The sequence below is a fragment of the Planococcus plakortidis genome, assembly GCF_001687605.2.
Taxonomy (GTDB): domain Bacteria; phylum Bacillota; class Bacilli; order Bacillales_A; family Planococcaceae; genus Planococcus; species Planococcus plakortidis.
The window spans coordinates 2,859,017-2,874,178 of the sequence record NZ_CP016539.2 but is presented as its reverse complement, the minus strand read 5'-3'; the positions used below and the strand labels follow the sequence as shown (position 1 = coordinate 2,874,178).

Sequence of the window (15,162 nt, the reverse complement as noted above, 5' to 3'; positions counted from 1 at the left end):
TTAAATTGGCGCTTTCCGATTTGTAGTTATACAATAGTTATACAACAATCGGAGGGAGCTAATCCTTATGCAGTACATACTTGAACGCAGTAAGTTATTCATCTTCTTGATCCTGATTCTCATGCTGGTCGGGGTCTATACATTCCTGACTTTGCCTCAGCGTGAAATTCCCGAAACGCCTCCGGGCCTTGTGCTGGTCTCCACGATCTTGCCGGGCGCCGAGCCGGAAGAAGTGGAAACGAGCATCACGAATCCGATTGAAAGGGAATTGCAGAGCATTGACGGCATCGCGTCGATGGATTCCATTTCAGCGAATTCGGCTTCCATCATCACATTGGAAATTGAAGACGGCGTAGAGCCTGATGGCTTGATCAATACGATCCAGCAACAGGCACAGCGCGCAGCCGGCAGTTTCCCGGAACAGGCGCAGGAAACAAGCGTCGAAAAGCTGGACCTGACATTCCCGTTGGTTTCCTATATGTTCTACGGGGACGAAGCGGAACTTGCCGAACTCGAAAGGCCGCTCGCCGATCTCTCGGATGAAGTCGAAGCGGTGTCCGGCGTCGCCGGAACCCAAGTGAAAGGCTTGAACGGTGAGCAGGTGGTCATTGAGCTCGATGGGGATGCGCTGGCAGAAAATCAATTGCAGCCTTTTGAAGTGCTTGAAAGCCTGCAGCAAGCGAATCAGCCGCTGTCCCTTGGTACCCACAGTGACGGCGAACAGCAATTCCTCTTGACCGTGCAGCAAAGCGAAGGCATCGAAAAGCTGCGTGAGCTGCAGGTCGGCCAGGCAGCGGTGCCGCTCGCTGATGTGGCGTCGGTCGAATTGGCTGAAATGCCGGCTGAAGATATCGTCACATTCGAAGGCGAGCCGGCGGTTTCCTATACGGTCTTCTTGCAGACTGGCCAGGACGTGCCTTCTGTCGATGACCGTGTCAGCGAAGTGATCGAAGGGTTCAATGAAGATTTGCCTGCAGGCATCTCGGCTGAACGCTATGAGTCCCAGGCTGAAAACGTCAACGAGATTTTCAGCTCGCTTTACATTTCGCTATTGATCGCGGTGCTTGCGGTCTTGGTCGTTACGACTGCGGGGCTTACGCTATACGGCGCGTTTGCCGTGGCGCTGACCGTTCTCGCTTCCGTCCTGATCGGGCTCATCCCGATTCCGGCGCTCGGTGTCGATTTGAACCAGATTTCCGTTATCGGCTTGATTATCGCGATCGGGATTTTGGTCGACGACAGCATCGTCGTCAACGATAATATCCAGCGCCGCTATAAGCTTGGCGATCACGCAATGGCAGGGGCCATCAATGGCGTCCGGGAAGTCTACCCATCGATCGTGTCGTCGAGTCTGGCGATTGTCGTGACGTTCTCTCCGCTGTTATTGCTATCCGGCGGAAACGGCGCATTCATCAAAGCGCTGCCGAGTATTTTGATTACGACCATCCTGGCTTCGACGGTACTGTCGATTACGCTTGTGCCGATGATGCAATACTTGCGCACGAAACGCAAAAAGCGCAAAATTTCCGACACGCCGGGCTTCCTTGGCAAGCCGCTCGAAAAACTTGCGCAAGTGTATTCCGGAAAAGTGCTGAAAGGCGTGTTGAAACGCCCTTGGCTGACTGGGATCGGCGGATTGGCCATTGCGACCGCACTGCTGTCACTCGCCTTGTTCACGCCATTCGAATTCTTCCCGGAAGCGGACCGCGAGGAAGTGACGATGAACGTGCGCCTTGCGGAAGGAACGACCATCGAAGAAACCGATGCGTTCATCCGTGAAGTGACCGAGGAAGTGGCGCAGGAAGATGGCGATGTGAATGAAACCGCCGTCTTCACAGGAGAAGGATTGCCGAACCTGTTTGCTTCATCGATGGACAATACCGGCGCCAATACGGGCCAAGTGGCATTCCGTATCGACCGTGAAGCGACTTCCGCCTCCGCCTTTATCGACAAATGGGAACCGGAACTTCGCGAACGCTATCCGGATGCGGAAATTTTCCTTGATACCATCGTCCAGGGGCCGCCAGTGGGCGCACCGGTGACCGTGACGGCGACGGGCGAGGATATCGATGAACTCGCGGCGCTGCGTGACACGCTCGAAGAAGAGATGCTCGCAAACGGTGCGACTGTCGTCACCGATAACCTCGGCGCTTCTGTGCCGGCGATTGAATACGTACCGGAGCGGGAAACGCTTGAAGACAACGGCATCGCCTTGTCGACGGTCACCAATCAATTGCAGCTGCTGACGCAAGGCGTCCCGCTCTATACGCTTTATGAAGGGCAGACGCCATATGAAGTCGTCCTGAAGCAAGCAGGCATCACGGAAGGCGAACCGATCGACCTTGCTGAATTCAGTTTGCCGGCATCCACGGCAAGCGGTGAACAAGCGGAAACCGGCGGTGAAGCAGGGCCGCCTGCTGCCGCACAGCCAGGGCCGCCTGAACTGGTCGGCCTGGACGAATTGCTCACCGCAGAAGAAACGACGGCGCTTGCACAAGTGCCGCATAAATCAGGGGACCGCGCCATCACGCTCCGCGCGTTCGGTGAAGCCGATGATTTCGAAGCGCAGATGCTTGAAGTCGTAGACAATGCACGTGCGGATTTGCCGTCTGGCTATGAACTGTCAACTGGCGGCGAGAATTCCGACCAGGAAGCATTCTTCGCTGAAATCGGCATCCTGTTCCTGGTCGTGCTGCTGCTGGTTTATTTGGTCATCGCGTTCCAGTTCAAATCGTTCGGCTTGCCGTTCCTTGTGTTGATTGCCGTTTATCTCGGCATCTCGGGCGCGATCCTCGGCTTGTTCCTGACGCAGACGCCGCTCAGCTTCCTTGGCGTCATGGGGATCGTCTCCTTGACGGGGATTGTCGTCCGGAATGCGGTCGTGCTCATCGACTTTGTGGAAGAACGCCGCCTGACGGGAGACTTCAACATCGAAGAAGCGATCATCGAATCAGGGTATGCGCGCATCAAGCCGATCGTGCTGACGTCCTTGACTTCAATTGTGGCGCTCTTGCCGGTCGCGTTTTCCGGCGACCCATTGTTTGAACCGCTGGCCGTGACGATCATTGCGGGGCTTGCGTTCTCCGGGATTTTCACATTGGTCATGATTCCGGCGCTGTATCTTTTATTCCATCGCATCGTGCGCAAGGAGAAGAAACAAACCGCCTGATGGAAAGCTGCAGGGTCTTCGGACTTTGCAGCTTTTTTTGTTTTTTAGTGGCAGAGTAAAGCTTGTGTGATGGGGTAAGCAGGAGATAAAGGGCGATTTTTGAGAAAGGGGGGAGATGCGCTTGGGGAAAGTGGAATTAGAAGCGCGGCATAGGAAACCGCTGCTCGCGGTATTGATGGCCGGCGTGTTTGTGGCGATACTCAACCAGACGCTGCTCGCCACCGCTTTGCCGCACATCATGGAAGATCTCGATATCACCGCCAATACCGCGCAATGGCTGACGACGGTGTTCATGCTCGTCAACGGCGTCATGATCCCGATTACCGCTTTCTTGATCAATAAATACACGACGCGCCATTTATTTTTTGTGGCGATGGGCTTGTTCGCGGCCGGGACGATCATCTGTGCGCTTGCACCGGGATTTGCGACCTTGATGCTCGGGCGCATCGTCCAGGCATCGGGGGCCGGCATCATGATGCCGCTCGCCCAAACGGTTTTGTTCGTCATCTTTCCGGTCGAAAAACGCGGCCAGGCGATGGGCATGTTCGGCTTGATCATTTCCTTCGCGCCGGCAATCGGCCCGACTTTATCCGGTTATTTGGTCGGGCAATACCCGTGGCGGTCTTTGTTCTACATCGTCATACCGATCGCGATCCTCGATTTGGCGCTGGCGTATTTCTTCCTGCGCAATGTGACGGAACGGACTTTCCCGAAGATCGACATTCTGTCGATCATGCTGTCGACTATAGGGTTCGGCGGCTTGCTGTATGGCTTTTCGAGCGCCGGGTCAGCGGGATGGGGCAGCACTTCGGTCATCGCATCGATCGGTGTCGGGGCTGTCGCTTTATGGTTCTTCATCCGCCGCCAGGGAAAACTGAAGCAGCCGATCCTGGAATTCCGCGTCTTTAAATACGGCTTGTTTACTTTATCGACGATCCTCAGCATTATCGTGTTTGTCACGATGATCGGCAGTGCCACGATCTTGCCGATCTATATGCAGGACATGCATGGGTTTACGGCGCTTGAATCCGGGATCATGCTGCTGCCGGGAGCGGTCATCATGGGACTCATGAACCCGATTGCCGGGCGTATTTTCGATAAAGTCGGGGGCAAGTGGCTGGCGGTTGCGGGGCTGTCGATCGTAACAGGTTCGACTTTCCAGTTTACGGTGCTGACGGCCGAGACGGCATTTGTTTATTTGACCGTCATGCACGCCATCCGCATGTTCGGCGTTGCGCTTGTCATGATGCCTGTTACGACAGCGGGGCTCAATCAATTGCCGGACCGCCTTATTCCGCATGGCACGGCGATGAGCAATACGATGCGCCAAGTATCGGGCTCGATTGGGACGGCGCTACTTGTGACGATCATGACCAGTGCGGCGCTTGACCCAGCCCGATACGGCGTGGAAGGGCTGATCCGCGGGGTCAATATCTCCTTCATGGTGACAGGGGGATTAAGCGCAATCGGCATCGTGCTGGCGTTCTTCATGAAAAATCCGAAAAAGCAGGAAAGCGGCGACGCATAAATATATGAAGAAAAGCTGTCACAAGATGTGCATTTACATCTTCGGTGAGATTTGGTAAGATGTCTGACGACAGACAATGAATAACAAAAAATTGTTCAATTTTCTGATAAAACTACTTTTAATGAGGTGAAGTTGTGAATTTATTGTGGGGCATCTTCGGCATTATCGTCGTTCTTGGAATCGCTTTCTTGTTCTCTGATGGAAAAAAATCCATCAAGCCGCGGACGATTCTCGGCGGATTGGCCATCCAGATTACGTTTGCATTTATGGTACTTGAATGGGAGTTTGGCAGAAACGCCTTGCTCGGTTTATCACGAGGCGTCCAAAACATCATCAATTATGCAGGGGAAGGGATTGCATTCGTCTTCGGTCCTGCAGCTGACACGGAAGGTTTCGGTTTCGTCTTTGCGTTCCAGGTATTGACGATCATCATTTTCTTCTCTTCCCTAATTTCTGTTCTTTATTATCTTGGCATCATGCAATGGATCATCCGTTTGCTCGGTGGGGCCTTGTCGAAATTGCTCGGTACGAGTAAAGCGGAATCGATCTCGGCATCTGCCAACATCTTCGTCGGCCAGACGGAAGCACCGCTTGTCGTGCGCCCGTTCCTGCCGAACATGACCAAGTCGGAATTGTTTGCAGTCATGACCGGGGGGCTTGCATCGGTCGCGGGCTCCACGCTCGCGGGTTATGCGCTTCTCGGTGTCCCGCTTGAGTACTTGCTCGCTGCCAGCTTCATGGCGGCTCCTGCCGGGTTGGTCATGGCGAAAATCATGATTCCGGAACAGGAAGAAATCGAAGAAAAAGAGTTTGTCATGGAAAAAGACGACCGTTCCGTCAACGTTGTCGATGCAGCTGCTCGCGGGGCTTCAGACGGCCTCCAGCTGGCATTGAACGTCGGGGCGATGCTTCTTGCGTTCATCGCGCTCATCGCGCTGTTGAACGGCGTACTTGGCGGCATCGGCGGCTGGTTCGGTGCTGATAACATCACGATCCAAGGCATTCTCGGATTCATCTTCGCGCCGCTGGCATTCGCGATCGGCGTGCCATGGGAAGAAGCGGTCCAGGCAGGAAGCTATATCGGCCAGAAACTTGTGTTGAACGAATTTGTTGCCTATACGGCATTCGCTCCGGAAATCGCAAACTTGTCTCCGAAGACAGTCATCATCGTCAGTTTCGCGCTTTGCGGATTCGCGAACTTCAGCTCACTCGCCATCCTGCTCGGCGGCCTCGGTGCGATGGCGCCAAGCCGCCGCCCGGATATCGCACGCCTTGGCATGCGCGCAATCGCAGCGGGTATGCTTGCCTCATTGTTGAGTGCGGCAATCGCGGGGATGTTCGTTTAAGCAATCGCTTCATATTTGATCACATCAAAAAACCGTCCGTTCGCTGTTTCATCTACTGTGATGAACGGGGAACGGGCGGTTTTTTATATGGGGGCGGCTTGATGGAATTGACGGACAGGAGGCCTGCAAAATCGACGGTTTCCTTTCAAGAGGGAAGCCTTGACAGCGGCTTTTTTTAGGATTACACTTCTATCTTGGCTCACCTGATTTTTAGGCAGAGCGGGTAGGGAGAGGGCTAATTTCATAGAAGGTATATCTTATGGCAAATTGGATGGACCGGTTTTTCGGTCTTAACGAAAACGGGACGACCATCAAGCGGGAAATGACAGCCGGCTTGATCGGCTTTTTCACCGTTGTGTACATCATCGCCGTCAACTCGCTCATTTTATCGGAGTCCGGCATGCCGATCGAGTATGCGATCATCGGCACCATCGCCGCTTCCGTCATCGGGGCTTTGCTGATGGGCTTTTGGGGCAATGCGCCCATTTTGCTCATTCCAGGGATGGGGATCAATGCGTTGTTCTCTTATACGCTCGTCCAGTCGATGGGGCTTAGCTGGCAGGAAGCGCTTGCGGTCGTCTTCGTCTCGGGTGTCATTTTCGTCTTCGTCGCGTTCACGCGCTTTTCGAAAATGCTCAGCGAGGCGGTGCCAGATTCGCTGAAAGAAGCGATTACGGTTGGGCTTGGGCTATTCCTCATGCTGTTAGGCCTTGAGAAAGGCGGTCTTGTCGGGCCGGGCGACGGTTCGATTCTGTCGCTCGGTTCGCTGTCGGATCCGCTTGTGCTGTCGACAGTGATGACGTTCTTGCTCGCGATCATTTTATTCATCCGCAATGTGCCGGGGAATTTCCTGATCACCATCGTACTCGGAACGGCCATTGCCTATTTCTTCGGCATGATCGACCTCGGGCAATTGAGCGAACCGGGCGTCGATACGGCGGAAGCGTTCGCCGTGTTCGGCGCGATGTCGTTCGGCAATTTTTTGTCGACGACGTTCTGGGTGGCGGTATTTTCCCTGACGATGGTCCTGGTGTTTGAAAACATCGGCCTTGTCCACGGCCAGGTGAATTTCATCGGCCGTCCGGAAAAATATTCGCGTGCGTTCCAGGCAACTTCCGTGTCGACGATGGCTTCCGGATTTCTCGGCACGAGCCCGACTGTGGCCAGTGTGGAAAGTGCAGCGGCAATGGCTGCTGGCGGGCGCACCGGGTTGACATCCCTGACGGCAGGCTTCATGTTTATGGGGGCGGCGTTCTTCATTCCGCTGATCAAGATCATCCCTGACAGCGCGATTGCGCCGATATTGATCATCATCGGCGGCTTGATGCTTCAGAATATCAAGAATCTCGACATGAAGGACATGAGCGAGACCTTCCCGGCATTGCTGATCATCGCGCTGATCCCGTTTACGTACAGCATTGCGGACGGCATTGCGATCGGGTTTATCCTGTATCCGGTGCTGAAAGTGGCAATCGGCAAATGGCGCGAGGTTTCCCCGGCCCTTTACGTGATAGCTTGCCTGTTTTTCGTCAATTACGTATTCCACGTGGTTGGCTGAAGAAAGCGCATATTTTTTTAACCACTTAGAATAAGTCGCTAAAATTAGAAAGCAACTAATTTTAAACGACAAATAGTCTATAAACTTTCTAAGTGTTTGGAGAAGCGTCCGCCCGACTCCGGTGGATCAGCGAGACGACCGAGACCCCGCAGGGAATGAATGCGCGAAGCAACGCTGAGCGCATTCATTTGCGATGCTTGAGCATAGCGAAAGTAGAGCAAATAAAGGCGGCTTGAATTTGAGCCGACGGAAGCGATGCTTGAGCATAGCGAAAGTAGAGCAAACCGAGGAGGCTTGGGCACGAGCCCACGGAAAGCGGGCGGTTTAAGCTTCGGAAAGCACGATTCTAAAATCCCAGAAATGTCAAAAAAGCGCATCCATCAACCGGATGCGCTTTTTCATTGCTTTGCCGTGTTATAATAAAAGAAAAGGAGCGGATCACGATGCGCTATTTTAAATCGAATATGGAAAAGCTGGTCAATCAGGAGCCGGAATTGAAAAAACGACTGAAAGTATTGATGAAGGAAATGGAGCTTGAGAAAAGCTTTGCCTTGAAGGCGCTCTACCACTCCGAAGTGGCGGACAGCGGCCCGTTCATGAAACAATACCAGGAAATCGACAATCAATAAAGAAAAGCCATGCGCGAAGGAATCCTTCGCGCATGGCTTTTCTGTTCGATCAAGACGTGCGGGTGGCTTTGAAACCGTCGAGCCATTGCTGCCAGGATTCAAGCGTGGTGCCGATGCAATAGCGGTTAACCTTTTCGTCATTGCAGTCGATGCCCTGGCCGCCGAGCAGGAAGTGTAGATTCGGGATCGCTGCAGAAAGTTCTTTGATATATTGTTCTGCAACGGGCCGGCTTTTGGGCGTGGTGACAGACATGCACACGAGCTGGAAATCCTGTTTAGCCACCATTTCTGCCAAGCCGTCAATCGGCGTATCCGGGCCTGTGTAGACAACATGAAAGCCGTTTTCACGCAGGAAGAGCGAGAACAGCAGCAGGCCAAGTTGATGGTGTTCGCCGCTTGGGCTGAGGGCCAGCACTTTCGGGAGATGCGGCGCGACCGGGAAGACACGGAAAAACTGGTTGAAGCGCTGCTGGATGATATTGGTGATCATATGTTCATGCGCAACGCTGATTTGCCCATCTTCCCATTCAGCGCCAATCCGGACCATAAGCGGCGCGATGATCTGGAAGAACACAATCTGGTGGTGAAACAGTGAGAACTTCAGATCGAGCAAGTAATTGAAACGGTCAATGTCTATCTCAACAGCGGCTTGATACAGTTCTTCAATTTGTTGGGCATACTCAATCGGTTCTGTGGAATCGGTGGCTTCAGGGTGATAGAACTGTTTTCTTGAAGCGTGCAATTGCTTTACGGCTTCGCTGATCTTCATGCCGTTTTCCTGGACTTGGATTTTCAGCCATTTCAAATCTTCCAGGTTTTGGTCGGAATACAGCCGATGTCCCGATTCCGTGCGCGCAGGCGTGATGGCGTTATAGCGCGTCTCCCAAGAGCGAATGGTCACCTTTGGCATATCGAGTATTTTGGCAGCAGCTTTGATATTGTACATAGCATGACCTTCATTCCGTAGTTTTTTGTTATACAAAGATTATACAACCAACTATCCCCAGCGTAAAGCTATTGGCATCCCGGAATCGCAGAAAAAGGCAAGAAAAAACAAATCTCTAAAGAAAAACATACTTTAAGAAGTTCATAGTCTTACAGTTAATCCTTAAAATGGAAAAAAGACAGTGCAGGTTAACGGCTGCACTGTCTCTTTTCGAATATAATAGTGATACAAACTTAACGGCCAGTAAGCAACCAACTGAAGTTGCGAATCATTGTTCGACGATGCGTGCTTGTTTAGCGGCTCTTGAACGCTGCCAGCCCGCTGTAATGACGAGCGTGGCCAATAGCAGCAACAACCCGAGAATGAACGGGAAAACGATATTGATGTCGAACAGGATGCCGGCGAGGAGCGGGCCCATGACGTTGCCGATGCTCATATAGGCATTGTTCATGCCCATCGCAAAGCCGACTTCGCCTTCTGCGAGTTTTGAGATCAAGGTGTTCAAGACCGGGCGCAAAATCGAAGTCGCCAGGAAAATGATCAGCGAGACCCCGAAAAACATGGCGTAACTGCTGGCAAACAGCGAGGCGAGGAAGCCGCCCGTTGCGACGCCGAGGAACGTGATCAATACGCCGATCTCCCCGAAGCGCGAGACGATGCGGTCAACGATGAACAATTGGACGATGACACTGACCGTACCGGTCGCAGTGATCATGAAGGCGATATCTTTTGCGGTGGAGTCGAATTGATTGTCGAGATAAAGCCCAAGGACCGATTCATAAGCAAGAAGCCCGAAGCTCATGACGAGCGTGATGACTAGCGGCAAAAAGTAAGGAACCGAAGTCGAGCGTGCAATTTTTTTGAACATCGATTCGGATTGTGTCATCGTCAAAGCGAGATCCGGATCCGCTTTTTCCGCGTCGCTGTCTTTCAGCACGAAGATGGAAAACAGCACTGCTAGGAGCGAGACGAGCGCGGACACGAGAAACGGCAGCTTCAGGCTGAAATCGGCGAGAAAGCCGCCGATTCCCGGGCCGATGACGATGCCGAGTGACATGGAGGCAGAAACAAGGCTTGTGCCTTTAGCGCGTTGGTCGAACGTCGTGATGTCGGCGATATAGGCAAAAATCGCCGGCACGAGCATAGCGGCGCCAATTCCGCCGATAACCCGGGAAAAGTACAGCACCCAAATAAAGTCGGAAGCATAAAAAATGAACATCGATAGAGTCAGCCCGGCAAGGCCCCAGATGATCATGATGCGGCGGCCGTATTGGTCCGCCCATTTGCCGGCGATCGGCGAGAATAGGAACTGGGCAGCCGCGAAGATGGCGATCATCAAACCGGCTGCCATGCCGCCTTGATTGATGGAGACGAGATACGATGGCAGGATCGGGATGATGATGCCGAAACTGCCGATGGCGATGAACATATTGATCATCAGAATCAGGATTTTTTTGCGTTGGTCTTTGGACATTGGGGTGCCTTCTTTCTTATATATATGTACACATGACAGTTATATTGACTTCCCCATATTATGGATACTTCCAAAGCTTGTCAATTACTTTGTAACGGCAAAACGGATTTTCTTTTTCGGGCAGGGAAAAAGCTTACTGGGAGCGTAAAATTGAAACAGGTTGAAGGGGGGTATTCAAGGGTATAAGGTAATATCCAGGGCAGACAAGAGGAAGGGGAGGACGATGGATCAACGACACGATCGGATCAAACTGACGGCTTTGCAGGAACGGGTGGCCACCGCTGAGCAGGCGGCCTCCTGGATAAAGGACGGCATGGCCATCGGGTTCAGCGGATTCACGCGGGCAGGGGATGCCAAGGCTGTGCCGAACGCATTGGCCAAGCGTGGAGAAAAGGAGTCATTGAAAATCGATGTCTATACCGGCGCTTCACTCGGTTCAGGCACTGATGGGCGTTTCGCACAGGCGGGCATCGTCCAAAAACGCGCGCCGTACCAGTCCGATTCCTTGATGCGTGCTGCGATCAACTCAGGGGAGGTGCAGTTCGTGGACCATCATTTATCCCAAACCGCAGAGTGGGTCAGGGGCGGCGTTGCAGGGCCGCTCGATTTTGCCATCATCGAAGCGCTGGGCATCACGGAGGAGGGTTTGCTCATCCCGACGACTTCCGTCGGCAATTCGGCTGTCTTTGCCCTTCACGCAAAAGAGCTCATCATCGAAATCAATACCGCACAGCCGGCGGAGATGGAAGGAATCCATGATTGCTTTGAACCGGGAGCGCTCGGCAAACGCCAGCCGATTCCGCTCGTCTCCCCGCGGGACCGTATCGGCACGAAAGGCATCCCGATCGATGTATCCAAAGTAAAAGGCATCGTCTGGACCCATCAAGTGGATTCGCCTTCGCCAATCGAGCCGCCGGATAAGGAAACGGAAGTCATGGCAGGCCATTTGCTCAATTTCCTGCGCGGTGAAGTCGAGGCGGGGCGCTTGGACCAAAACCTGGCCCCGCTTCAATCGGGTGTCGGCTCCGTGGCGAATGCAGTGCTGCATGGACTGCTCGATTCGGAGTTCGAAGGGCTGGAGCTGTATTCCGAAGTGTTGCAGGACGCCGTGTTCGATTTGCTCGATTCCGGCAAGGCATTATTTGCTTCCGCCTCTGCGATCACTTTATCGAAGCCTTATATGGAAAGGATCTATCAAGATTTCGGCCGTTACCGGGACCGTCTGGTGCTGCGCCCGCAAGAAATCTCGAATCACCCGGAAATCATCCGCCGCCTGGGCCTCATTTCCATCAATACCGCGTTGGAATTCGATTTGTACGGCAATGTCAATTCGACTCATGTGGCCGGGACCAGAATGATGAACGGCATCGGCGGGTCGGGCGATTTCGGGCGCAATGCGCAGCTCGCCATTTTCGTCACCAAATCCACCGCCAAAGATGGGCGGATTTCCTGTGTCGTGCCGTTTGCTTCCCATATCGACCATACAGAACACGATGTGGACGTGTTGGTTACGGAATATGGATTCGCGGACATCCGCAACCTGGCGCCGCGTGAGAGGGCGGAGCGGATCATCGCGAATTGTGTCCATCCTGATTATCGCTCGCAGCTGCAGGGTTATTTCGATCGGGCGATCGCCCAGGGAGGGCACACGCCGCATGTTCTCGATGAAGCTTTATCGTGGCATGCCAGGTACACGCGGACGGGCACGATGTTAAAGAATTCGACATAATTGGCGGAAAACCGAGCCGGCATTCCCGAGCCTTCTTTTCTGTTCATGCAAAGTCATGTATACTGATAGCACTTGAATCTTACTGGAGGCCCATGCGTAATGGAAAAAATGACACCCGGCCCGCTATTGGATGTGATGGGGGAACTGTTCTCCGATGAAGTCTCGATAGCGGTATCCAATATGGAAGAATACACCTATTACCGACCGAGCAAACGAATCGACCTGAAAATCAAGGCAGGGGATAAAGTGCGTGAAGGCACCATCGCCCATAAAGCGCTCACAACCGGGCAAAAAGCGTCCGAATTCATCAATCGTGAAGTGTTCGGCGTACCTTACCACGGCATGGCGGTCCCGTTCGAAGAAGACGGTGAGCTCGCGGGCTGTGTCATGGCGATCTACCCGGCGTATACAGAAGGGAAGTCGGTCGTGACGGTGAAAAGCCCGGATGGCTGGAAGCCGATTCCTTTTACGGAAGTCCGCTACCTCGAAGTGAAGGACCGCAAAACCCACGTCCATTCGGCGGATTTTTCCGGAACGAATAAAAACTCCCTGCAGGAATTCGAATATTTGCTGCCGAGGGATTCGTTCATCCGCTGCCACCGTTCGTTTATCGTCAATGTCCATCATATAGAAGAAATCCATCCTGATACCCACTCCACCTTCGTGCTGGCCATGGATAACGGAGACCGTTTGCCGGTCAGCCAATCGTACTCCAGCTATTTTCGAAAATTGCTCGGCTTCTGAGAACGCATGAAAATGCTGCCTCGGACAGCCGATTTTCTGTTTTACCCAAGGTATGCACTCTTCCATTCGGATATTCCCTTTTTCGTTTCACGACACGTTAATATTATCTAATAATCAGACAAATAGATTGGATGTTTTGCATCCTGTCTTTTTTAATGGAAGAAAATATAACCCATCGCCAAGATGAAAACGCTTCAACAAACGACATATATTAGACAAAAACATACAGAAAGAGAGTGTGGATGGAATGGAAAAGAAACTAGAACGTATCAAAGCGGCAGAATTGCAGGACCGGGTTGTCACGGCACAGGAAGCGGCAGCGTGGATCCAAGACGGCATGACGCTGGGGCTCAGCGGATTCACGAGAGCGGGAGATGTGAAAGCGGTTCCTTACGCGCTTGTCGAACGCGCTGAAACGGAAAGCTTCAAGGTCAACGTCTTCACGGGGGCGTCCCTAGGTTCTGATATTGACCGGCTATTCGCGGAAGCGGGCATCGTCAACAAGCGCTTGCCGTTCCAGGCAGAGCCGGCCATGCGCAAAGCCATCAACGCAGGTGAAATGTATTTCGTCGACCATCACTTGTCCCATACGGCGGAATGGATCCGCTCAGGGGTCATCGAGCCGATCGATTTTGCGATCGTCGAAGCCTTGTCCATCACAGAAGACGGCATGATCATCCCGACAACTTCTGTCGGCAACTCTTCTGTGTTCGTGAAACACGCGAAAAACATCATCGTGGAAATCAATGCGGCACAGCCTGAACTATTTGAAGGCATCCACGATATTTACGATACCGGCAAACAAGGCGAGCGCGACCCGATCCCATTGACTTCCGTGGACCAACGCATCGGCACAAAAGGCATCCCGGTCGACATGGACCGTGTGCGCGGAATCGTCTTCACGCATCAGGAAGATTCCCCATCGAACATCGTGGCGCCGGATGCGGAAACGAAAATCATGGCTGACCATTTGCTGAACTTTTTCCGCAGTGAAATTGAAGCTGGCCGCCTGACGGAAACACTGGCTCCGCTTCAATCAGGAATCGGGTCTGTCGCGAACGCCGTACTTCACGGCATGATCGATTCCGAGTTCAAGAACTTGGAAGTCTATTCGGAAGTGTTACAGGATGCCGTCTTTGATTTGATCGATGCCGGCAAAGTCGATTTCGCTTCGTGCTGTTCGATCACATTGTCCGAACCGAAAATGAAGCAGGTCTTCAGCGATTTCGACCAATACCGCGATAAGATCATCATGCGCCCGCAGGAGATCTCGAATCATCCGGAAGTCGTGCGCCGACTCGGCTTGATTTCGATCAACACGGCACTTGAGTTCGATATGTATGGAAACGTCAACTCGACGCACGTATCCGGCACGAAAATGATGAACGGCATCGGCGGTTCAGGCGATTTCGCCCGCAACGCGCGCCTTGCCATCTTCGTCACCAAATCAACCGCAAAAGACGGCAAGATTTCGAGCGTGGTGCCGTTTGCATCGCATATCGACCATACGGAGCACGATGTTGACGTAGTTGTCACGGAGCAGGGCTATGCCGACCTTCGTGGTCTGGCGCCGCGCCAGCGCGTGGAAGCCATCATCGAAAACTGTGTGCATCCGGACTACCGCCCGCAAATGCGCGAGTATTACGAAGAAGCGCTGACACGTGGCGGGCAGACGCCGCACGTCCTCGAGAAAGCTTTCTCTTGGCATGAATCATTAGCGAAAAACGGCACGATGCTCGTGAAAAAAGAGCAATTGGTCTAAACAAATAAAACCGGACAGCCACTTGGGCTGTCCGGTTTTCAGGCTGTCGAGAAAGATAAGAAGTCATATTTTCCGAAGCTTATCGCTCGCTTTCCGTGGGCTCGCGCCCAAGCCTCCTCAGCCGCTTTGAAACCTTTGTGCTCAACTCTCACTGCGTTCGAGCATCGCAGAAAACCCGCTTGCTCCCACATCTGCGTTGCAGATGCGTCGCAAATGAATGCGCTTCGCGAAGCTTCGCTCATTCATTTCTTGCGGGGTCTCGGTCGTCTCGCTGATC

General features: G+C 53.1%; 10 protein-coding genes. 8 read left to right on the top strand and 2 right to left on the bottom strand.

Annotated elements, in window-relative coordinates; all coding sequences use genetic code 11:
- The first annotated feature begins 67 nt into the window (after positions 1 to 67).
- From BBI15_RS14345 to BBI15_RS14325, 5 genes are all read left to right on the top strand, one after another.
- Positions 68 to 3,169, top strand: coding sequence for an efflux RND transporter permease subunit (locus tag BBI15_RS14345; protein ID WP_068870572.1), 3,102 nt, complete (start codon positions 68 to 70; stop codon positions 3,167 to 3,169).
- A 115-nt stretch (positions 3,170 to 3,284) separates the two neighbouring features.
- The gene (locus BBI15_RS14340) at positions 3,285 to 4,697 is read left to right on the top strand and encodes a DHA2 family efflux MFS transporter permease subunit (protein ID WP_068870570.1); all 1,413 of its coding nucleotides are present in this window, start codon (positions 3,285 to 3,287) and stop codon (positions 4,695 to 4,697) included.
- Positions 4,698 to 4,831: 134 nt separating this feature from the next.
- On the top strand, positions 4,832 to 6,043 hold the full coding sequence (locus BBI15_RS14335; protein ID WP_068870568.1) for a NupC/NupG family nucleoside CNT transporter: 1,212 nt from the start codon (positions 4,832 to 4,834) through the stop codon (positions 6,041 to 6,043).
- 259 nt (positions 6,044 to 6,302) lie between these two features.
- Complete coding sequence (locus BBI15_RS14330; protein WP_068870567.1) at positions 6,303 to 7,601, top strand: NCS2 family permease; 1,299 nt, start codon at positions 6,303 to 6,305, stop codon at positions 7,599 to 7,601.
- 443 nt (positions 7,602 to 8,044) lie between these two features.
- Entirely contained in the window at positions 8,045 to 8,230 is a 186-nt protein-coding gene (locus BBI15_RS14325; RefSeq protein WP_068870565.1) for a hypothetical protein, read from the top strand.
- Positions 8,231 to 8,279: 49 nt separating this feature from the next.
- On the opposite strand, the gene BBI15_RS14320 is transcribed toward BBI15_RS14325, so the two are convergent.
- Both BBI15_RS14320 and BBI15_RS14315 read right to left on the bottom strand, forming a co-directional pair.
- Positions 8,280 to 9,176, bottom strand: coding sequence for a MerR family transcriptional regulator (locus tag BBI15_RS14320; RefSeq protein ID WP_068870563.1), 897 nt, complete (start codon positions 9,174 to 9,176; stop codon positions 8,280 to 8,282).
- A gap of 268 nt (positions 9,177 to 9,444) precedes the next feature.
- Positions 9,445 to 10,650: an MFS transporter gene (locus BBI15_RS14315; protein WP_068870561.1), complete on the bottom strand. Its 1,206-nt coding sequence runs from the start codon at positions 10,648 to 10,650 to the stop codon at positions 9,445 to 9,447.
- Positions 10,651 to 10,873: 223 nt separating this feature from the next.
- Between BBI15_RS14315 and BBI15_RS14310 the strand changes: the two genes are divergently transcribed.
- From BBI15_RS14310 to BBI15_RS14300, 3 genes are all read left to right on the top strand, one after another.
- Positions 10,874 to 12,379: a succinyl-CoA:acetate CoA-transferase ScpC gene (locus tag BBI15_RS14310; RefSeq protein WP_068870559.1), complete on the top strand. Its 1,506-nt coding sequence runs from the start codon at positions 10,874 to 10,876 to the stop codon at positions 12,377 to 12,379.
- Positions 12,380 to 12,478: 99 nt separating this feature from the next.
- Entirely contained in the window at positions 12,479 to 13,123 is a 645-nt protein-coding gene (locus BBI15_RS14305) for a LytTR family DNA-binding domain-containing protein (RefSeq protein WP_068870557.1), read from the top strand.
- Between the two features lie 247 nt (positions 13,124 to 13,370).
- Positions 13,371 to 14,885 (top strand): succinyl-CoA:acetate CoA-transferase ScpC, encoded by a 1,515-nt coding sequence (locus BBI15_RS14300; protein WP_068870555.1) that lies wholly within the window; start codon positions 13,371 to 13,373, stop codon positions 14,883 to 14,885.
- The last annotated feature ends 277 nt before the right edge of the window (positions 14,886 to 15,162 follow it).

Coding starts and splice junctions, on each gene's coding strand:
- BBI15_RS14310 (WP_068870559.1), top strand. CDS start 10,874: ATGGATCAACGACACGATCGGATCAAACTGACGGCTTTGCAGGAACGG.
- BBI15_RS14325 (WP_068870565.1), top strand. CDS start 8,045: ATGCGCTATTTTAAATCGAATATGGAAAAGCTGGTCAATCAGGAGCCG.
- BBI15_RS14315 (WP_068870561.1), bottom strand. CDS start 10,650: ATGTCCAAAGACCAACGCAAAAAAATCCTGATTCTGATGATCAATATG.
- BBI15_RS14340 (WP_068870570.1), top strand. CDS start 3,285: ATGCGCTTGGGGAAAGTGGAATTAGAAGCGCGGCATAGGAAACCGCTG.
- BBI15_RS14320 (WP_068870563.1), bottom strand. CDS start 9,176: ATGTACAATATCAAAGCTGCTGCCAAAATACTCGATATGCCAAAGGTG.
- BBI15_RS14330 (WP_068870567.1), top strand. CDS start 6,303: ATGGCAAATTGGATGGACCGGTTTTTCGGTCTTAACGAAAACGGGACG.
- BBI15_RS14300 (WP_068870555.1), top strand. CDS start 13,371: ATGGAAAAGAAACTAGAACGTATCAAAGCGGCAGAATTGCAGGACCGG.
- BBI15_RS14305 (WP_068870557.1), top strand. CDS start 12,479: ATGGAAAAAATGACACCCGGCCCGCTATTGGATGTGATGGGGGAACTG.
- BBI15_RS14345 (WP_068870572.1), top strand. CDS start 68: ATGCAGTACATACTTGAACGCAGTAAGTTATTCATCTTCTTGATCCTG.